Origin of the sequence: Bradyrhizobium sp. WBOS08 (assembly GCF_024585125.1) — a bacterium.
GTDB classification, from domain to species: domain Bacteria; phylum Pseudomonadota; class Alphaproteobacteria; order Rhizobiales; family Xanthobacteraceae; genus Bradyrhizobium; species Bradyrhizobium japonicum_B.
In genome coordinates this window covers 1,870,987-1,889,050 of record NZ_CP028988.1, presented here as the reverse complement: position 1 = coordinate 1,889,050, position 18,064 = coordinate 1,870,987, and the positions used below count along the sequence as shown (strand labels likewise).

At 65.9% G+C, this 18,064-nt stretch carries 17 protein-coding genes; 11 read left to right on the top strand and 6 right to left on the bottom strand.

Annotation, left to right across the window (positions count from 1 at the left end):
- The first annotated feature begins 207 nt into the window (after positions 1–207).
- Genes DCM80_RS09080 through DCM80_RS09070 form a run of 3 tightly spaced genes read left to right on the top strand, consistent with a single transcriptional unit; the run spans position 208 to position 2,904 of the window.
- Positions 208–867, top strand: a complete 660-nt coding sequence (locus DCM80_RS09080) for an FABP family protein (protein ID WP_257196655.1) — start codon at positions 208–210, stop codon at positions 865–867.
- 46 nt (positions 868–913) lie between these two features.
- On the top strand, positions 914–1,624 hold the full coding sequence (locus tag DCM80_RS09075) for a RibD family protein (RefSeq protein WP_257196654.1): 711 nt from the start codon (positions 914–916) through the stop codon (positions 1,622–1,624).
- An 8-nt stretch (positions 1,625–1,632) separates the two neighbouring features.
- Positions 1,633–2,904 carry an NAD(P)/FAD-dependent oxidoreductase gene (locus DCM80_RS09070; RefSeq protein ID WP_257196653.1) on the top strand — a complete coding sequence of 424 codons (1,272 nt, stop codon included), beginning with the start codon at positions 1,633–1,635 and terminating at the stop codon, positions 2,902–2,904.
- Between the two features lie 58 nt (positions 2,905–2,962).
- Here the strand turns inward: DCM80_RS09070 and DCM80_RS09065 are convergent, their stop codons facing one another.
- Positions 2,963–3,271 (bottom strand): hypothetical protein, encoded by a 309-nt coding sequence (locus DCM80_RS09065; RefSeq protein ID WP_257196652.1) that lies wholly within the window; start codon positions 3,269–3,271, stop codon positions 2,963–2,965.
- A 353-nt stretch (positions 3,272–3,624) separates the two neighbouring features.
- On the opposite strand from DCM80_RS09065, the gene DCM80_RS09060 reads away from it, so the two are divergent.
- Both DCM80_RS09060 and DCM80_RS09055 read left to right on the top strand, forming a co-directional pair.
- The gene (locus DCM80_RS09060) at positions 3,625–5,451 is read left to right on the top strand and encodes a long-chain fatty acid--CoA ligase (protein WP_257197908.1); all 1,827 of its coding nucleotides are present in this window, start codon (positions 3,625–3,627) and stop codon (positions 5,449–5,451) included.
- 76 nt (positions 5,452–5,527) lie between these two features.
- Complete coding sequence (locus DCM80_RS09055; protein WP_257197907.1) at positions 5,528–7,105, top strand: oleate hydratase; 1,578 nt, start codon at positions 5,528–5,530, stop codon at positions 7,103–7,105.
- 48 nt (positions 7,106–7,153) lie between these two features.
- Here the strand turns inward: DCM80_RS09055 and DCM80_RS09050 are convergent, their stop codons facing one another.
- The 4 genes from DCM80_RS09050 to DCM80_RS09035 form a co-directional block, all read right to left on the bottom strand.
- Positions 7,154–7,747, bottom strand: a complete 594-nt coding sequence (locus DCM80_RS09050; RefSeq protein WP_257196651.1) for a hypothetical protein — start codon at positions 7,745–7,747, stop codon at positions 7,154–7,156.
- 173 nt (positions 7,748–7,920) lie between these two features.
- Positions 7,921–9,261 carry a tetratricopeptide repeat protein gene (locus DCM80_RS09045; RefSeq protein ID WP_257196650.1) on the bottom strand — a complete coding sequence of 447 codons (1,341 nt, stop codon included), beginning with the start codon at positions 9,259–9,261 and terminating at the stop codon, positions 7,921–7,923.
- 16 nt (positions 9,262–9,277) lie between these two features.
- Positions 9,278–10,288 carry an aldo/keto reductase gene (locus tag DCM80_RS09040; protein WP_257196649.1) on the bottom strand — a complete coding sequence of 337 codons (1,011 nt, stop codon included), beginning with the start codon at positions 10,286–10,288 and terminating at the stop codon, positions 9,278–9,280.
- A 293-nt stretch (positions 10,289–10,581) separates the two neighbouring features.
- Complete coding sequence (locus DCM80_RS09035) at positions 10,582–11,007, bottom strand: PaaI family thioesterase (protein WP_194404644.1); 426 nt, start codon at positions 11,005–11,007, stop codon at positions 10,582–10,584.
- A 63-nt stretch (positions 11,008–11,070) separates the two neighbouring features.
- Here DCM80_RS09035 and DCM80_RS09030 point away from each other — a divergent pair, with 63 nt between their 5' ends.
- A complete protein-coding gene (locus DCM80_RS09030; RefSeq protein WP_257196648.1) occupies positions 11,071–11,697 on the top strand; it encodes a CoA pyrophosphatase in 627 nt (208 codons plus the stop codon).
- Between the two features lie 55 nt (positions 11,698–11,752).
- Positions 11,753–12,934: a hypothetical protein gene (locus DCM80_RS09025; protein WP_257196647.1), complete on the top strand. Its 1,182-nt coding sequence runs from the start codon at positions 11,753–11,755 to the stop codon at positions 12,932–12,934.
- A 289-nt stretch (positions 12,935–13,223) separates the two neighbouring features.
- On the opposite strand, the gene DCM80_RS09020 is transcribed toward DCM80_RS09025, so the two are convergent.
- Positions 13,224–13,532 carry a hypothetical protein gene (locus DCM80_RS09020; RefSeq protein ID WP_257196646.1) on the bottom strand — a complete coding sequence of 103 codons (309 nt, stop codon included), beginning with the start codon at positions 13,530–13,532 and terminating at the stop codon, positions 13,224–13,226.
- 191 nt (positions 13,533–13,723) lie between these two features.
- On the opposite strand from DCM80_RS09020, the gene DCM80_RS09015 reads away from it, so the two are divergent.
- From DCM80_RS09015 to DCM80_RS09000, 4 genes are all read left to right on the top strand, one after another.
- Positions 13,724–14,203, top strand: coding sequence for a hypothetical protein (locus DCM80_RS09015; protein WP_257196645.1), 480 nt, complete (start codon positions 13,724–13,726; stop codon positions 14,201–14,203).
- A 219-nt stretch (positions 14,204–14,422) separates the two neighbouring features.
- On the top strand, positions 14,423–15,370 hold the full coding sequence (locus tag DCM80_RS09010) for a TAXI family TRAP transporter solute-binding subunit (protein WP_257196644.1): 948 nt from the start codon (positions 14,423–14,425) through the stop codon (positions 15,368–15,370).
- A gap of 163 nt (positions 15,371–15,533) precedes the next feature.
- Positions 15,534–17,654, top strand: a complete 2,121-nt coding sequence (locus tag DCM80_RS09005) for a TRAP transporter permease (RefSeq protein ID WP_257196643.1) — start codon at positions 15,534–15,536, stop codon at positions 17,652–17,654.
- Complete coding sequence (locus DCM80_RS09000) at positions 17,615–18,028, top strand: DUF1850 domain-containing protein (RefSeq protein ID WP_257196642.1); 414 nt, start codon at positions 17,615–17,617, stop codon at positions 18,026–18,028. The genes DCM80_RS09005 and DCM80_RS09000 overlap by 40 nt, the downstream gene beginning before the upstream one ends.
- Positions 18,029–18,064 lie beyond the last annotated feature (36 nt).

The window sequence follows — 18,064 nt, the reverse complement described above, 5'->3', positions numbered from 1 at the left end:
AGGCTCGGCACCCTTCCGCCTGATGCAGGCCATCCGGCGTATTGTCCGAGAACGCTACCGCGACAGGCAATGCACGGTCTTCCTCAAAAGCCCGACGATCGCCCCGCGCGCAACGCCGACGTCCATTCGCGATTGTGAGGCGTGAGCACACGCCAGCTTCGCGCCGCCATGCTATGGCTGTGCCCGCAGCTTCTCGCGAGGACTCCCATGCTTCCCATTCCCGCCGACATCTTCACCGAGCCCGAGGACGTCTCGCCGGACGGCCTTGCCAATCTCGGTCCGCTGCGCCGCCTCGCCGGCCGTTGGCAGGCGGACAAGGGCATCGACATCAATCCGAAGGCGGACGGGCCGGAACGGCGGACCTTCATCGAGCGCATTCGGATGGACCCGATCGATCCGCAGGCCAACGGCCCGCAGCTGCTCTACGGGCTGCGCTATCACATCCACATCAACACGCCCGAGGAAGACATCACCTTTCACGACCAGGTCGGCTATTGGCTGTGGGAGCCCGCGACCGGGCTGATCATGCAGACGCTGGCGATTCCGCGCGGGCAGGTGCTGCTGGCCTCGGGCAAGGCCGCAGCCGGCGACAGGACCATCTCGGTCACCGCCAGGCGCGGCGACACCGCCTACGGGATCTGCTCGACCGATTTCCTGGAACAGGCGTTCCGCACCGATTCCTATCGCTGCGACATCACCTTCAACGACGACGGCAGCTGGACCTATCTGATCCAGACCGAGTTGTTCGTGCGCGGTGCACCGTTCAATCATCGCGACACCAACACGCTGCAGCTGGTCGCGCCGCCAGAGCCCAATCCGCTCGCAACGATCGTCAGCGATCGCGCCAAAGGAAGACAAGGGCGATGACAAGAGCGATCGGCCGACGCTGTAAAGCGCATTTCCGGAGAGTTGCATGAAGCCCTACGTGATCTGTCTGATGCACTCCAGCCTGGACGGCCGCACCCATCCCAGCCGCTGGCGCCCGAAGGGCGCGGGCACCGACTGGTTCGAGAAGATCCATGAGGAGCTCGGCGGCGATGCCTGGGTCATCGGCCGCGTCACCGGGTCGGAGTTCGCCAAGGGCAAGCCGTACTCGACGGAGACGCATGAGACATTTCCGCGCCAAAACTGGTTCGCGCGGCGCGACGCGAAAACCTATGGCGTCGTGCTCGATGCGCAGGGCAAGATCGGCTGGGGCCGCTCGGACATCGGCGGCGACCCGATCGTCGTCGTGCTGACCGAGAGCGTGCCGGATTCGCATCTCGCAGGGCTGCGCGGCGAGGGCGTGTCCTATATCTTCGCCGGCAAGTCGGAGATCGACCTGGCGCTGGTGCTGGACATCCTCCACCGCGAGCTTGGCGTGAAGCGCCTTCTGGTCGAGGGCGGCGGCGTCGCCAATGGGGCATTCCTGCGTGCCGGCCTGATCGACGAATTCAACCTGATCCTCAGTCCCGCGATCGACGGCGCCACCGGCGCGCCCTTCGTATTCTCCTCGACGGAAGCTGACAGCGACAAGCGCGCGCCGATCGCGGCGATGACGCTGGAGAGCATGCGCGAACTCGGCGGCGGGGTCCTGCTGCTGCGCTACCTGATCAGGAACGATCCGCCGGCCGCAGGCCGGTGATGCCCGCCATGTCCGATACGTCCAAGCACATCGTCATCGTCGGCGCCGGTGCTGCGGGCCTGATGGCGGCGCGCGAGCTGGCGCGTGCCGGCCGCAAGGTAACGGTGCTGGAGGCGCGCCCGCGCTGCGGCGGCCGCATCCATCCGCTGCCGGCCTCGGAGTTCGGCTATGTCGCCGAGGGCGGCGCCGAATTCGTCCACGGCGAAGCACCGCTCACGCGGAGATTGCTGCGCGAGGCCGGGCTCTCGCTTCAGGAGATCGAAGGCAAGCAGTGGAGCTTCGACGGGATGACGCTCTCGCGCGAACCGCAGGACGATCCCCACGAGGCCGAGCTGCAAGCCGTGCTGAGGGATTTGCAGGACGATCTCCCCGTTGCCGAATTCCTGCGCCGGCATTTTGCCGGCGACCACTATGCGCCGATGCGCCATTCGATCGAGCGGATGGTCGAGGGCTACGACGCGGCCGACCCCGAGCGCGCCTCGACGCTGGCGCTGCGCGAGGAATGGATGGATGGCGGGCATGCTCCGCAGGCGCGCATCGACGGCGGCTATGGCGGGCTGGTCGACTTCCTGGCGGCGGACTGCCGCAGGCATGGCGTCGCCATCGATCTCGGCTGCGTGGTGACGGCGATCGAGGAGGACGGACGCGACGTTGTCGTTCGCTGCGCCGGCGGCGAGGTGCACGGCTCCGACCGGGTGATCCTCACGGTGCCACTGCCCTTGCTGCGCGAGATCGCCCTGCCGGCGAGCTCGCGTGCGAAGCTTGCCGCCACTGACGATATCGGCTTCGGCAATGTCATCAAGATCCTGCTGCGCTTCGCGCGGCCATGGTGGCGCGAGCGGCAACGGGATCTCGCAGCCATGACCTTTCTGCTGTCGGACGAGAGGATCCCGGTGTGGTGGACGCAATATCCGAGCCGGCATGCGATGCTCACCGGCTGGTTCGGCGGCCCGCGCACCGCGGAACTGGACAGCCTCGATTCGCAAGGACTGATCGAGGCCGGACTCGATTCGCTCGCGGCCATCTTCAGGCTGCCGCGCGAGGACGTCGCGGGCGAGCTCGTGGCGGCGGAGGCCACTAACTGGGCGCACGATCCCTTTGCCCGCGGCGCCTATTCCTGGGCGACACCGCGGACTCGGGCGGCGCAGGCGATTCTGTCGCGAGCCGATGGGACGGTGCTGTTCTCCGGTGAAGCGCTCTATCGCGGGCCCGACATGGGCACGGTGGAAGCGGCGCTGGCGAGCGGCCTGGAGACGGCCGGTATAATTCTGCGAGAATAAAGCCGGGATCATCCGGGCATAAAAAGAGGGAGGCCCGCATTGCTGCGGGCCTCCTGTCTCACCAGCGTCCGCCGCCGAAGCTGAACGTCACGCCGGGGCCGCCACGATAATATCCGTAAGGTCCGCCGCCGTAATAGCCGTGATGGCGCGGGTAATAGCCGTAGCTTCGGTAGTACGGCCGGTAGTGGCTGTGCCGCCAATGATGATGGTGGCCATGCCAGCGATGGTGCCTGCGGTGCGCGCTGATGTCGGTGGTCTGACTTTCCTGAACGCCCTGCTTGGCGCTCGAACTGCCGGCCGCGTTCGCCGCCGATCCGCCGGCAAGCGCCGCAGCTCCGACCGCCATCGCGACAATGAGATACTTCATGTCATCACTCCAGTTGGATGTCGTGACACAACGGGCGTGCGCACGCCGCGTTCCGGCGTCGAAACGACGCAGATAATGGTTCCGATGAACGTACGTTAACGTTCGTGAACGAGACAACGTTGCGCGATCGATTGTCGCGCCCGCTCTGCCTTAGTATTGCCCCAGATCTCACGAAGCGACGAATCGATGCGATCATCTCAGTTCTCGAAATCCGAGGGCTGCAGAAGCAGTCGGTCGCGCGTCATGACCGCTCCAACGCATGGCCGCCTTGCTGAGGATCAAAGCAGCAAGGATTGGCCGGGCTAGTGTCGAGGCACCACATGTCGGGAATCGATGCGATGCAAGAGAGCGCCATGCCGGTGCCGGCGGGTCAACCGGACGGCCTTGCCGGGATCAGGACGTTGCCGCAGCTGCTGCGCTGGCGCGTCAAGGCGACGCCGGCGGCGGAGGCCTATCGTCATTTCGACGCGGCCGCCCAGCGCTGGGTCAGCCAGTCCTGGCGCGAGATCGATGCGGAATTCGAGCTGTGGCGGCGGGCGCTCGCCGCGGAGGCGCTCGCGCCGGGCGAGCGTATCGCCATCCTGATGCCGAACGGTGTCGCGCATATCGCCATGGACCAGGCGGCGCTGTCGCGTGGCCTGGTGCCGGTGCCGATGCACGCCGTCGACAATCCCGACAGCATCGCCTACGTCCTCGCCGATTCCGGCGCGCTGGTCCTGTTCATCGATACGCTGGAGCGCTGGCAGGCGATCGTGGCGACCGGCCAGCCGCTCGACCATCTCAAGCGCGTCGTCTGCGCGGATGCAGGCGGGCTCATCACGCCGGATGCGCGCATTGTCGGGCTCGACCACTGGCTGGCGCAAGCACCTGGCGCGACCGCGCCGCTGCCCGATGTCGCGATCGAGCCGGACGATCTCGCGGCGATCGTCTACACTTCGGGGACCACGGGGCGGCCGAAGGGCGTGATGCTGTCGCATGGCAACGTGGTCGCCAACGTGAAGGCGATCGCGCGCCGCGTCAAAGCCGAGCCGCACGACGTCTTCCTGTCCTTCCTGCCGCTCTCGCACACGTTCGAGCGCACCGGCGGCTATTACTACCCGATCTCGATCGGCGCCTGTGTCGCCTATGCGCGCTCGGTGCCGCAGCTCTCGGAGGATCTGCAGCATGTACGGCCGACGGTGCTGGTCTCGGTGCCGCGGATCTACGAACGGATCTACGCGCTGATCCTGCAGCATCGCGCATCGGCGGGCTGGATCGAACGCACGCTGCTCGACCTCACCATCGCCGTCGGCGGGCGGCGCTTCGACGCGCGGCAGCGCCATGGCGTGCCGTCACTGCTGGACCGGCTGGCCTGGCCGCTGCTCAAGCGCCTGGTCGCCGACAAGGTGCTGGCGCAGCTCGGCGGCCGCCTGCGCGTCGCGGTCTCCGGTGGCGCACCGATCGCGGAGCCCGTCATCGGTCTGTTTCTCGCGCTCGGGCTCGACGTGCTCCAGGGCTACGGCATGACCGAGACCTCGCCGGTGGTCTCCGTCAATACCCCCGACGACAACGATCCGCATTCGGTCGGCCACGTGCTCGACGGCGTCGAAGTCAAGTTGGGTGAGAACGACGAATTGCTGGTGCGCGGCCCCAGCGTGATGCTGGGCTACTGGCACAAGCCGGAGGAAACGCGCCGCGCCAAGGACGCCGATGGCTGGCTGCACACCGGCGACCAGGCCCGCATCGAGCATGGGCGCATCACCATCACCGGCCGCATCAAGGACATCCTGGTCACTTCCACCGGTGAGAAGATCGCGCCGGTGGATCTGGAGACCGCGATCCTTGCCGATCCCTTGTTCGAGCAGGCGCTGGTGGTCGGCGAGCAGCGGCCGTTCCTCGCCGCTCTGGTCGTGCTGAATGCCAAAGCCTGGGTCGAGGAGAAGGAACGGCTTGCGGCGCGCGGCCAGCAAGGCGGCGCGGCGGAACGGGCGGCGCTGCTGGCCAGGATCGCCGCGGCCGTGAAGGCCCATCCGTCCTACGCGACGCCGCGGGCGGTGTGGTGGACGCTGGATCCGTGGACCATTGCGGCGGGCCTGCTCACGCCGACGCTAAAGAACAAGCGGCCCGCGCTCGAGCGCCGCTTCGCGGACGAGATCGAGCACATCTACGCGAAGAAGCCGAGCCCGATAACGTCGACGTGATTGCGCTTCGTCTCCCCCTTGATCCAGCGCAACTTTGGCGACCGCCACACCATGCAATCTTGCCGCGACATTCGAACTGCAGTCGAGGCAAGTCATGAAGGCGTATTTCATCGGCGGTGGCATTGGATCGCTCGCAGGCGCGGCGTTCCTCGTTCGCGATGCGCAGCTGCCGGGGCGCGACATCGTGATCTACGAGGCGCAGCCGCTGATCGGCGGCAGCCTCGACGGCGCGCAGCTTGCGAACGGCGCCTATTCGCTGCGCGGCGGCCGCATGCTCACCACCGACCATTACGAATGCACTTGGGACCTGCTCTCGAGCATTCCCTCGCTGGAGCATCCCGGCCTCAGCGTGCGCGACGAGACGGTCGCCTTCAACGTGGAGAATCCGGCGCACTCCAGGGCACGTCTGGTCGACCGCAACCGCTTCAAGATCGACGTCTCGAATATGGGCTTTTCCGCGCGCGACCGGATGGAGCTGCTGCGGTTCACCGAGGCCTCGGAAGAGGCGCTCGGCAACAGCCGCATCACCGACTGGCTGTCGCCTGGATTCTTCGAGTCCAATTTCTGGTACATGTGGCAGACCACCTTCGCCTTCCAGCCCTGGCACAGTGCGGTCGAGCTGAAGCGTTATCTGCATCGCTTCATGAACGAATTTCCGCGCATCGAGACGCTCGCCGGTGTCAAGCGCACGGTCTACAATCAATACGACGCGATCGTGCGGCCGCTCGCCGACTGGCTCAAGCGCCAGGGCGTGCAGTTGGTGCGCGACACGCGCGTCACCGACATGGCGTTCGAGGCCGACGGCGCACGCCTGCGCGTGCGCCAGCTCACGCTCGACCGTGACAGCCGCACGGCCAATGTCCGGCTCGAGGACAACGACGTCGTGTTCTTCCAGAACGGCTCGATGACGGACGCCTCGAGCCTCGGCACGATGACCGAGCCGCCGCCGCGCCTGACCAAGAAGGACAGCCAGGGCTGGGCGTTGTGGGAGACGATCGCGCAAGGACGTCCCGAATTCGGCAATCCGTCCGCGTTCAACAGTTCGATCCCCGAATCCTATTGGCTGTCGTTCACCGTCACCTGCCGCGATCCACGGTTCTTCGACCGGATGGAAGCGTTCTCGGGCAACCGGGCCGGCACCGGCGGTCTCGTCACGTTCAAGGACTCGAACTGGCTGATGTCGGTCGTGCTCTATCACCAGCCGCACTTCACGGGGCAGCCGAGCAACGTGCAGGTGTTCTGGGGCTATGCGCTGCATCCCGACCGCGTCGGCAATTTCGTCGCCAAGCCGATGTCCGAGTGCGGCGGCGCCGAGATCCTGAAGGAGCTCAGCGGCCACCTGAACTTCGATCCCGTCGTGCTGGAGGATGCAATCTGCATCCCCTGCCGCATGCCCTACATCACTAGCATGTTCATGCCGCGCAACCTGGCCGACCGGCCGCTGCCGGTGCCGAAGAATTCCGTCAATCTCGCCTTTGTCAGCCAGTTCGTCGAGATCCCCGACGACGTCGTGTTCACCGTCGAATATTCGGTGCGTGCGGCGCAGATGGCGGTCTACCAGCTCATGAAGGTCGATCGCCCGGTGCCTCCGGTGACGCGGCACGACAAGTCGCTGTCGGTGATCTTCGCGACGCTGGAGAAAGCGTTCGCGTGAAGCTGTTTCTCCCTCGCCCCGTTCATACGGAAAGAGGGGTGAGACGAGCTACTTGAACGGGTCCTGGATCGACGGTGCCGATTGGCGGATACGGCGCACGCTGACCGGCGTGCCGTCCGAGACGAACAGCAATTCGTAGCGCCGGCCCTCGCTGTCGGTGGCGGAGCAGGTGACGTCGTTCACCTTCCTGGCGGCGAAATTGCCTGTCTGGCGACAGAGGCCGGTGGAGGTCTGCTCGGCCGGCACCGGCAGGCCGTCGACCTTGGGGCGGTGCTTGGAGTTGAGCAGCATGCGGTCGATCCGCAGCTCGTAGGAATTGTCGTCGGCACGCTGGCCGTTCTCGCCGGAGAACGACACGACGTGGCTGTCGTCGGCGGGATCGTCGACCGCGACCGCGAAATTGACCCGGCCTTTGTCGCCATGGGCATAGGCCACCGTCTTGCAGGCAAAGGTGCGGCCGGCGACCTTGAACGTCTTGCAATGGCCGGACATCAGCGCCAGCAGGTCGATGAAGGAATTCTGCTGCGCCGGCGGATTGTTGACCGGGATCGGGTTGGAAGTCTCGGCAAAACAAGGACTTGCCAAGCCCACGACCCAGCCCATGGTCAAGGCGGCGGCGAGAACCGGTCGGCGAGGGCGCATCGTCGGGCTCGTGTGCCGGAGGGCCGTGGCGGCGGAAAAGTTCCGCAGCATAACCATCGGACCGCAAATTGGTTGCGATCCCGTTTGTTCTGCAAGACCCGCCTGGAATACCACCGCGCCACCCCGACGGCGATTCGCTTGACATCGCCAACCCGTCCGCCCGGCACTTGCCGTCAGGCCGGTGTTTTTTTCGTGGCAGAACTAGCCATCGCCATCTGCCAGCGCCGATCCCGAAGGGATGGCCGGCGGTGCAGGCGGGCGTCCAGCAGGGCGCGGGCGCGGGGCAATTCGCCGCTGCGCATCAGCGCGACGATGTAGGTGTCCTCGATCAGCTCGCGCTGGGCGTGGCTGCCGCCGATCCGCACGACCTCGGTGAGCACAGGCGCGAGCGTCTGCACACAAGAGGTGTAATTCTCGTCGGCAAAGGCCGCCAGCGCGCGGATGATCGCCGGCACGACGGGGCCGCCCGGCAGCTTGCCCTCGGCGAGCCGCTGCTCGATCGTCGCAAGGCGCGCGGCCAGCGCCGCGTGGTTCTGCGTCGCGGCCGCGAACAGCGCCATGTGGACGTCGGCGAAGGACAGGCTCGACTTCGGAAACATCTTCTGCGCGGCGGCGTCGGCGTCCTGCCACAGCGTGTTCGGCACGGTATGACCGTACGCCGACAGGCGCCAGAGCAGCGAAGCGGCGTCGGTGATGACGTTGAGCGGCGGCGCCTGCGTGACCGCCGGCTGAAGCACGTCGGCATAGATCGCGAGCGCGCGTGCCGAATCGTCCTGCTCGAGCGCGCCGAGCGCCTGGTGCCAGCGGATATGGCCATGCAGAAGGCCGGCGCGGTCGTAGGTTGGAATCCAGTCGTCGACGAGGCGATCGGCCGCCTCGATCGAGCCGTCCTCGAACATCGCGTGCAGCACCGCATGCGCGGCATGGGCGTTCGCCCGGCGCAAATTGAAGCCGCGCTCGGTGACGGCGCGGCCGCGGGCGACGTCGCCATTCTCGGTCATTGCCCAGCCGGCCATGGTCAGGAACCACCAGTCCTCGCTATAATGCTGCGCGACGCGCTCGCACAACTCATGCCGCGCGCGGTCGTGATCGGCCATGCCCGAGAAGGCGAACAGGCCGAACGCCCCGAGCGGCAGCGACAGCACCAAGGCATCGCGCGGCCAGCTTTCGATGTGCCTCAGCGTCGATGCGATCGCCTCGGGCAGCCGGCCCTCGATCGACAGCGCCAGCGTCTCGACATGCGAGCGCTCGCGCTCGGTGCCGCGCCTGGCCACCAGCTCGCGTGCGAGCGCCGCCTTGCTCCGCGCTTGATCGCCCTGCTGGTAGAAGGCGTGCACGCGGGCACGGGCGACCAGAGGCAGCGCGAAGTCGGGATCGGCCGCGATCGCGCGCTCCAGCGTCTCCGCCATGCCGGTCCACCCCGACAGCATGAGGTCGACGCCGTCGCGGTAGGCACCGGCAGCCGCATCGGATGCGGTGGAGAGCGGTAGGCCGTAGCGGTCTTGATGCGCCATCGTCGTCTCCGATAGGTCATGCCGTCCGGGCGCGGCGGCCTTCGATCGGGTAGGCGGGATCGTTGTAGCCCGGCGTCGAGGGATGGCCCGGGGTGACCAGCCGGTCGATCAGCGCCTCGTCCTCCGCGGTGAAGCGATAGTCGAGCGCGCTGATGTAGCCGTCCCACTGCTCCTCGGTGCGGGGACCCGCGACGATCGAGGAGACGAAGGCGGAGTTGAGCACCCAGGCAACCGCGAACTGGCCGGCGGTGATGCCCTTGCTCTCGGCATGCGCCTTGATCTCCTGCGCGAGCTGAAGCGATTCCGGCCGCCATTCGGTCTGCATCATGCGGGTGTCGTTGCGCCCCGCGCGGGTCTCCCTGTCGGGGGTGGCGTCCGGCTTGTACTTGCCGGTGAGCACGCCGCGCGCCATGGGACTATAGGGGACGATGCCGAGGCCGTAATAAGAGCAGGCAGGGAAGTGCTCGACCTCGGGCATGCGGTTCATGGCGTTGTAATAGGGCTGGCTCACCGCGGGACGGTCGATGCCGAGCCGGTCGCAGATGTTGCAGATCTCGGCGACGCGCCAGGCGCGGTAGTTGGAGACGCCGAAATAGCGAACCTTGCCTGACCGGATCAGATCGCCCATCGCGCGCACCGTCTCCTCCAGCGGCGTCGAATGGTCTTCCTTGTGCAGATAGTAGATGTCGATGTGGTCGGTGCCGAGCCGCTTCAGGCTCTCGTCCGCGGCCTGCAGCACCCAGCGCCGTGACAGGCCGACACGATTGGGATCATCGCCCATCGGGTTGGCGAGCTTCGTCGCGAGCACCCAGGCATGCCGGTCGCCGGCAATGGCGCGGCCGACGACCTGTTCGGATGCGCCTTTCGAATAGGCGTCGGCCGTATCGATGAAGTTGATGCCGGCCCCACGTGCCTTGTCGATGATGCGCTTCGAGGCGGCTTCATCGGTCGGCCCGCCGAACATCATGGTGCCCAGGCAGATCGGCGACACTTTCAGGCCGGAGCGGCCGAGCTGGCGGTAGTGCATGGACTATCCTTGCTGCTTCCTCTGTATGAGCATAGCCGCCCAGTTCCGTCATTGCGAGCGCAGCGAAGCAATCCAGAAATGTGTCCGTGGAGGGATTCTGGATTGCTTCGCTGCGCTCGCAATGACGGCGGGCACGCTCATGCCGCATATTCGGTGTCATCGCCCGACTTGATCGGGCGATCCAGTATTCCAGAGACGGTTGTGATGGAGCCGAGAAGCCGCAGCGTACTGGGTCGCCCGGTCAAGCCGGGCGACGACAGCGGTGGGTGTGGTTAGCACAGCCTAACGCGAGCCTACCCCGGTCCTTTCAGAATCTTGAACACGCCGTTCGCCATCACGATGCAGCGGTCGTCGACCGTCACCTCGGTGCTCATGAAGATCAGGCTGCGGGTCGAGCGCACCACGCGCGGGCGCGAGATCAGGATGTCGCCGATCTGGCCGGCCTCGACGAAATGGGTGTCGAGCTGCACCGTGGCCATGAACTCCTTGCCGGAGACGTAGCGGGCGGTCATGCCGCAGGTGCGGTCGGCGAAAGTCATCATCACGCCGCCCTGGACCATGCCGCGGCGGTTGTGGTGCTTGTCCTCGGTCGCGAGCGCGAACTCGTAATGGCCGTCAACCTTGCGCTCCCACAACGGGCCGACCAGATGCATGAAGCCGGTGGTCTCGAGGATGCTCCAGCCCTCTGATTTCAGCCTTGCCGCGGCCTTGTTGGTCATCTCGTCCATTCCTGTGCTTGCATCCTCGTTTCATCGAGGCGGGACGTGGTGTAGTCAAGCACCATGAGACCTTTCGGCGATGCCACCCGGCGGAATATCGCAGAGGCCTGCGCATCCTTCGCGCGGCTGCCCGACGAGGCCGTGCCGTCGGCGCTGAAGCGCGCCGCGGTGGTGCTGGCGCTGACCGAATCCAGCGACGGTGGCGACACCGCCTTCCTGCTCACCAAGCGTGCCTCACACCTGCGCGCGCATCGCGGCCAATGGGCGTTGCCCGGCGGACGCTGCGATGCCGGCGAGACGCCGGTCGAGGCAGCGCTGCGCGAGCTCGACGAGGAGCTCGCGCTCAAGCTTCCGGCCGAGGCGGTGCTCGGCCTGCTCGACGATTATCCGACCCGCTCCGGCTATCTGATCACGCCGGTCGTGGTTTGGGCGGTCGACAGTGCCGCGATCATTCCGAATCCGGACGAGGTCGCCTCCGTCCATCGCATCGCACTCGACACGATCGAACGCGACGAGGCCTTCGATTTCACGGCGATTCCCGAAAGCACGCGCCGCGTGATCCGGTTCCATCACCAGATGAGCCTGATCCACGCGCCGACGGCGGCGCTGATCTATCAGTTCCGCGAGGTGCTGGCGGGACGGCACACCCGCGTTACCGATCTGGAACAGCCGGTGTTCGCCTGGAAGTGACATGGTAAACGGCGCGTTAACGTGACGGTTACCGGACGCCTGCTAAGAGGGCGGCATGCATCGATCGATTCGAAACACATTGGCGCTGGTTCCACTTGCGCTTGTCCTGATCGCACCGTCCGTCCGCGGCGCCAACGCCCAGCTGCTGTCGCAATTCTTTGCGCAAGGCGCCGGGGCCTCGCCGGCCGTGCTCGAATATCGCCGCAAGCTCGCCGAATATCAGGCCGCGCGCGCGGCCTTCGACGCCGAGGCAAGCGCCTATTGGAGCCAGATCTCGGAGAAGCGAAAAGGGCGCAACGCCAAGCGGCGCAGCGGGCAGCAGGTGACGCTCGACGATTACGTGCTGCAACATCCGCCGCTCTATAATGGTCCGAAGAAGCCGGTGAATCCGGAGCCGGAGGAAACGCCGGAGCGGCCGCCCCGCAAGCCCATTCCCGTCGTCGCCGATTTCCTGCGCGCGGCGCAGGAGCTCTACCAGTTCACGCCGCAGCGCCCGTCCAGCGAGGTCGAGTTCAAGCGCGCCTATGCGCGCTACGCGCTCGCCTCCGGGCTGACGCGCGAGCAGGCCGTGCGGGTCTACGCCTTCGAGACCGGCGGCACCGGCAGCCACGACGTGCAGGCGGGAATCGAGCATGGCGGCAAGCGCGCGATCTCGACCGCGATGGGTTACAACCAGCTCCTGACCACCAACAGCGTCGAGCTGCTGGCGGAGCAGGGGCACGAAATCATTCGCGCGCTCTCCGAGAAGGTGGCGCGGACGTCGGGGCCGGCGCGGCATGCGCTCGAGCACAAGCTCGCTGTCCTGAAGAAAATGGTGACGCACGCCAAATCGGTGCCCGACACCTGGTCGGAGCACGAGAAGATGGGCAGCACTCCCCAAGGCTGGGCCATGCATGCGATGGTGCTCGACATCGATATCGGGCCGATGCTGCAGACCCACAAGCTGCTGACGTCGGTGCATTTCGCCCGGGCCAAGGGACATTCGCGCCCGCTCTCCGCGGCCGAGCTCGAGATGATGAACCTCACCGGCGACGGCACCGGGCTCGACATGGTGACGATGCCGCAGGCCATGCGCGAGCAGGTGCCGACCTCGAACTTTTTCCAGCGCGGCGGCTATGAGCGCAATCCGGTCGCGATCCGCCACAACACGGTGGCCAAGCTGCTGGCGGTGACGGACGATCGGATGGACGTGAACAGCGGCAAGCCCGGCGCCAGGGAATTGGCGGCGGCGTTTTAGCCGCTGGCAAGCTGCCGTAGGACCTCCTACCCGTGGTCAAGGGGAGATCGCCCTTGAGCGATATGGTAGCGCCGTGCTCGATGCAGTCCAGGACGCGTTGCGCCGGCGTTGCCGGTGCCTTCGGCATCCTGGACAGCATCTGGAAAATTGTGCCATTATGGTCGGTGGTGAGCGTGGCTGTCGATGCTTGCATCTGACTCTCCGTGGGTTCGAGTGTGGAAACCCAAACCTACCGGAAAGGCCACGCTCACCGCCCATGGAATCTACGAAACTGGCGCCTGCGTCCCCCCTACTGATCCGGCCCGAACTTGAACTTGCCGTCGCCTTCGAGGTAGGGGCCGCTGCGCATGTAGAGCTGGCCGTTCTGGCCGATGAAGAACAGCGTGCCCTTCGGCACCTTCTTGGCGCCCTTCAGCAGGTCGCCGGCATTGCTGGTGCCCATCTTGTAGGAATAGGTCTTGCCGTCCCTGTCATACGCATAGCCCATGTCGGGCTTGAGCTCCCAGGGCGTTGCCGTCGATTGCGCGCATGCGGGCGCGGCGAGCAGCGTCGCCGATGCGACCGAAACTAGTGCAAGTGCCTTCGTTGAAAACGCCATGATCCCATCCTCCCCGTCGTGGGCATCGGCCGAACAAATCACGAACGATGTATCCGGGTCAATTTGCAATAGCGCCGCAGCGCATCACGTTTTGTCCCGCAGTTTGTGATTTTCCCTCCGTCCCCTCGCGACTATGTTCCGCTTTCCGTCTAGAACGCAACTCGACAAGATTATCGATAGGGATGATTCGGATGCGCCATGTGATCAAACTTTGCTGGGCTGCTGCATTGTCGTTGACGGCGCTGGCGCCGGTCGCCCGGGCCGATGATTACCAGCTCAGCCACAACCAGCGCATTTCGTGCAGCCGCGGCCTTGCCCCGGGCAAGCTGAACACGGCGACATGCAAATCCTACACCTATCTCTTCAACACCAAGACCTCGGAATATTTCCGCTGCCAGGTCTCGCTGGCGCTGACCCGCGACAACAAGGAGGTCATCAACGTCCAGACCGACGGCGGCTGCATCAAGAAGCCGCGCATCTTCGAGACCGACGGGAAGTATGATTTCGATGCGACCGAGACCGAGCCGCCGAACACCAACTCGTTCTTCGGACCCGGCGGTTATTCGGTCTGGGCCGCCGACGTCGGCGCGCAGAAGGTGCGCGGCTGCATCACCATCTCCTCCGGCCTCGGCTCCGACATCTCGAAGTGCCTGGACATGACGTTCCAGTAGAGTGCCGGCGACGGTGTGCTCCCTCCTCGCTTGCGGGGGAGGGCTGGGAAAAGGGTGTCTCCGCATTGGGACAATCCCTGGAGGAAAGATCCCCGCAACCGCCGGGTTCCCGAAAAATCAAGCCGGATCGTTACCGCACGCCTGTTTTGTCTTTTGGATGGGTTGACCCGCATGCCTCATCCAGCCAATTTCGCGACTGGTTTGGGGAGAACAACAACCATGAAACGGACCATTTTCGGCGTTGCCGCGGCTCTTGCTCTGGCGGCGTCGGCACCTTGCGCGCAGGCGCAATCCTTCATCAACGTGCTGACCGGGGGCACCTCCGGCGTGTATTATCCGCTCGGGGTCGCGATCGGAAAAATCTACGGCGACAAGATCCCGAACGTGAAGACGCAGGTACAGGCCACCAAGGCGTCGGTCGAGAACCTGATCCTGCTGCAGCAGGGTCGCGGCGAACTGGCTTTCACGCTGGGCGATTCGCTGAAAGCCGCCTGGAACGGCGAGGAGGAAGCCGGCTTCAAGACCAAGCTCGACAAGCTCCGCACCATCGGCGCGATCTATCCGAACTACATCCAGATCGTCGCGACCGCCGACAGCGGCATCAAGACGCTGGCCGACCTCAAGGGCAAGAGCCTCTCTGTCGGTGCGCCGAAGTCGGGCACCGAGCTGAATTCGCGTGCGATCCTGGCGGCGGCCGGCATGAGCTACAAGGATCTCGGCAAGGTCGAGTATCTGCCCTTCGCCGAATCCGTCGATCTGATGAAGAACCGGCAGCTCAACGCGACGCTGCAATCGGCCGGGCTTGGCGTCGCCTCGCTGAAGGACCTGTCGACCTCGAGCCCGATCACGGTGGTGTCGGTGCCGAAGGAGACGGTCGACAAGATCGGCCCGCCCTTCGTCTCCGCGATCATTCCGGCCAACACCTATACCGGCCAGGACAAGGACGTGCCGACGGCGGCGGTGATCAACTATCTCGTCACCAGCTCCGCCGTGTCGGACGATCTCGCCTATCAGATGACCAAGCTGGTCTACGAATCGCTGCCGGAGCTCGTGAACGCGCACGCCGCCGGCAAGGAGATCAAGCTCGAGACCGCGGCCAGCGGCAGCCCGGTTCCGCTGCACCCCGGCGCGATCCGCTATTTCAAGGAAAAAGGGCTGATCAAGTAAGGTCGGCTCCCTTTCGTCGGACGTCATGGCCGGGCTTGTCCCGGCCATCCACGTTCTAGGGGCAAGTGAGAGAGATCGTGGATGCCCGGGACGAGCCCCGGGCATGACGGCGCGGGCGGACCGTGCCAAGCTTAAGAGCGCTGGACGGCAAAGGACGAGCGACATGCTGGAAAAGGCAGAGGGCACGGCTAGGGCGCCCGAGAAGGTCAAGGTCGAGTTCGACAATTTCGAGCACGGCTTTCCAGAAGGTTTCGGCCCGCGTGGCTGGGGCGCGCTCGCCTATTGGATCGGCATCGCCTTCGCCACCTTCCAGCTCTATGTCGCCGCCTTCAACTATCTGCCGAGCCAGGTGGTGCGCGGCGTCCATGTCGGCTTCCTCGTTCTGCTCACGTTCGGCCTGATCGCCAACTTCACGGCGAGGAGCAATGCCGGCCGCGCGCTCGGCTGGGCGATCGGCGGCGCCGGCTTCCTCTGCGGGCTCTACCAATGGATATTCTACGCCGACCTGATCGCGCGCGACGGCGACCCGACGCGGCTCGATCTCGTGGTCGGCACGCTGCTGGCGGTGCTGATCTTCGAGGGCACGCGGCGCCTGATGGGTGCGGCGCTGCCGCTGATGTGCGGCGCGTGCCTCGTCTACTGGTTCTTCGGTCAATATCTGCCCTCGCCGCTCAACCATCGCGGCTACGGCTTCGACCAGATCGTCACGCACCTGTCGTTCGGCACCGAAGGCTTCTACGGCGTGCCGATCTACGTCTCGGCCACCTATATCTTCCTGTTCATCCTGTTCGGCTCGTTCCTGGAGCGCGCCGGCATGATCCAGCTGTTCACCGACGTCTCGCTCGGCCTGTTCGGCCGCACCCGCGGCGGCCCGGCCAAGGTCGCGGTGTTCGCCTCCGGCATGATGGGCACGATCTCCGGCTCGGGCGTCGCCAACGTCGTCACCGTCGGCCAATTCACCATTCCGCTGATGATCAGGTTCGGATACCGCCGTGCCTTCGCCGCCGGCGTCGAGGCCACAGCCTCGATGGGCGGGCAGATCATGCCGCCGGTGATGGGCGCGGTCGCCTTCATCATGGCCGAGACGCTCGGCGTGCAATATTCGGAGATCGTCAAGGCGGCCGCGATTCCGGCGATGCTCTATTTCGCCTCCGCGTTTTGGATGGTGCATCTGGAGGCCGGCAAGCACGGCCTCGTCGGCATGAAGCGCTCGGAAATCCCGAGCGCGTGGAAGGCGCTGGTGACGCGCTGGTATCTCGTGCTGCCGCTCGCAGCCCTGATCTACATGCTGTTCGAGGGCTTCACGCCGCTCTATGCCGGCAGCATGGGCCTCGCGCTGACCGTGGCGCTGATCCTGGGCACCAGCATCACGGCCGGCGTCTCGGCAACCATCATCCGCTACATCTTCTGGATCGGACTCGCGCTCGTGGTCGCCGCGCTGTCGCGTGACGGCCTCCAGATCGCGCCGGTCGCCAGCGTCGTCGTTGGATTGATCGTGATCACCGCCTTCGTCCGCGGCGGCTTTGCCGCGCTGCGTTCCTGCCGCGACGCACTGGCCGAGAGCGCCAAATCCGCCATCACCGTCGGCATGGCCTGCGCCATCGTCGGCGTCATCATCGGCATGATGTCGCAGACGGGCGTCGGCACCATCTTCGGCGGCTGGGTGATCGGGCTCGGCGAGAAGAGCCTGTTCCTGGCGCTGGTCATGACCATGCTGCTATCGATCCTGCTCGGCACCGGCATCCCGACCATCCCGACCTACATCATCACCGCCGCGCTCGCCGCGCCGGCCCTTGCAAAGCTGGGGGTGCCGCTGATCGCCAGCCACATGTTCGCGTTCTATTACGGCATCATGGCCGACCTCTCGCCGCCGGTGGCGCTGGCTGCGCTCGCGGCAGCGCCGATCGCGAAGGAGAACCCGGACAAGATCGGCTGGGAGGCGATGCGCATCGCGCTCGCCGGCTACGTCATCCCCTTCATCTTCGTCTATTCTCCCGCGTTGATGCTGCAAGGCGGCGATCCCATGGCGGCCCAGCTCGGCTTCTACGGGGCGGTGGCGCTGGCGGCCTTGAAGGCACTGGTGGCGATCGGCCTGTTCGGCATGGCCGCAATCGGCTTCCTGTTCACGCGGTTGACGCTCATCGAGCGCCTGGTCGCGCTCGGTGCGGCGTTCTGCCTGCTCGGCGAATTCCCGTTCAGCGACACCGCGGGCTTCGTGCTCGCCGCGGCGCTCGCACTGTGGCAATGGCGGCAGCGCCCGCCGGCGCCGGTCGAGGCGGTGTGAGCCTCTGCTTCGCCACGGCATTGGGCGTGAAGGCGCTGGCGCTGGCCGCCTTTACGCTGGTCTGGACGCATTCGGTCGCCAAGGTCGACTGGCAGGAGGATTGGCGCGTCACCGCCGCCGGTCTCGAACTGGTGCAGGCCCGCGTCAAGGGCACCGGCCCCGGCATGGAGCCGCCGCCGGAGGCACGGCTGGTCGACGGCTGGTTTCAGTGGCAGCCGAAGCGCCCCGCCATGCAGCAGGTCGTGCTCGGCAATTCCGGCGCGGCCGGGGAATGGCGGCTGTGCCATGACGGACAATGCCGGACGCTGTCGGAGATTATCGGGCATCCCATTGGTGCTAATGTCACCACGATGAAGGTCTGCGACAACCCGTAGCCCGCATGAGCGGAGCGACATCCGGGGACAATTGTC

Bases quoted from the DNA above. Each gene is read 5' to 3' on its own strand.
- DCM80_RS09080 (WP_257196655.1), top strand. From the start codon at position 208: ATGCTTCCCATTCCCGCCGACATCTTCACCGAGCCCGAGGACGTCTCG.
- DCM80_RS09075 (WP_257196654.1), top strand. From the start codon at position 914: ATGAAGCCCTACGTGATCTGTCTGATGCACTCCAGCCTGGACGGCCGC.
- DCM80_RS09070 (WP_257196653.1), top strand. From the start codon at position 1,633: ATGTCCGATACGTCCAAGCACATCGTCATCGTCGGCGCCGGTGCTGCG.
- DCM80_RS09065 (WP_257196652.1), bottom strand. From the start codon at position 3,271: ATGAAGTATCTCATTGTCGCGATGGCGGTCGGAGCTGCGGCGCTTGCC.
- DCM80_RS09060 (WP_257197908.1), top strand. From the start codon at position 3,625: ATGCCGGTGCCGGCGGGTCAACCGGACGGCCTTGCCGGGATCAGGACG.
- DCM80_RS09050 (WP_257196651.1), bottom strand. From the start codon at position 7,747: ATGCGCCCTCGCCGACCGGTTCTCGCCGCCGCCTTGACCATGGGCTGG.
- DCM80_RS09045 (WP_257196650.1), bottom strand. From the start codon at position 9,261: ATGGCGCATCAAGACCGCTACGGCCTACCGCTCTCCACCGCATCCGAT.
- DCM80_RS09040 (WP_257196649.1), bottom strand. From the start codon at position 10,288: ATGCACTACCGCCAGCTCGGCCGCTCCGGCCTGAAAGTGTCGCCGATC.
- DCM80_RS09035 (WP_194404644.1), bottom strand. From the start codon at position 11,007: ATGACCAACAAGGCCGCGGCAAGGCTGAAATCAGAGGGCTGGAGCATC.
- DCM80_RS09030 (WP_257196648.1), top strand. From the start codon at position 11,071: ATGAGACCTTTCGGCGATGCCACCCGGCGGAATATCGCAGAGGCCTGC.
- DCM80_RS09025 (WP_257196647.1), top strand. From the start codon at position 11,753: ATGCATCGATCGATTCGAAACACATTGGCGCTGGTTCCACTTGCGCTT.
- DCM80_RS09020 (WP_257196646.1), bottom strand. From the start codon at position 13,532: ATGGCGTTTTCAACGAAGGCACTTGCACTAGTTTCGGTCGCATCGGCG.
- DCM80_RS09015 (WP_257196645.1), top strand. From the start codon at position 13,724: ATGCGCCATGTGATCAAACTTTGCTGGGCTGCTGCATTGTCGTTGACG.
- DCM80_RS09010 (WP_257196644.1), top strand. From the start codon at position 14,423: ATGAAACGGACCATTTTCGGCGTTGCCGCGGCTCTTGCTCTGGCGGCG.
- DCM80_RS09005 (WP_257196643.1), top strand. From the start codon at position 15,534: ATGCTGGAAAAGGCAGAGGGCACGGCTAGGGCGCCCGAGAAGGTCAAG.
- DCM80_RS09000 (WP_257196642.1), top strand. From the start codon at position 17,615: ATGGCGGCAGCGCCCGCCGGCGCCGGTCGAGGCGGTGTGAGCCTCTGC.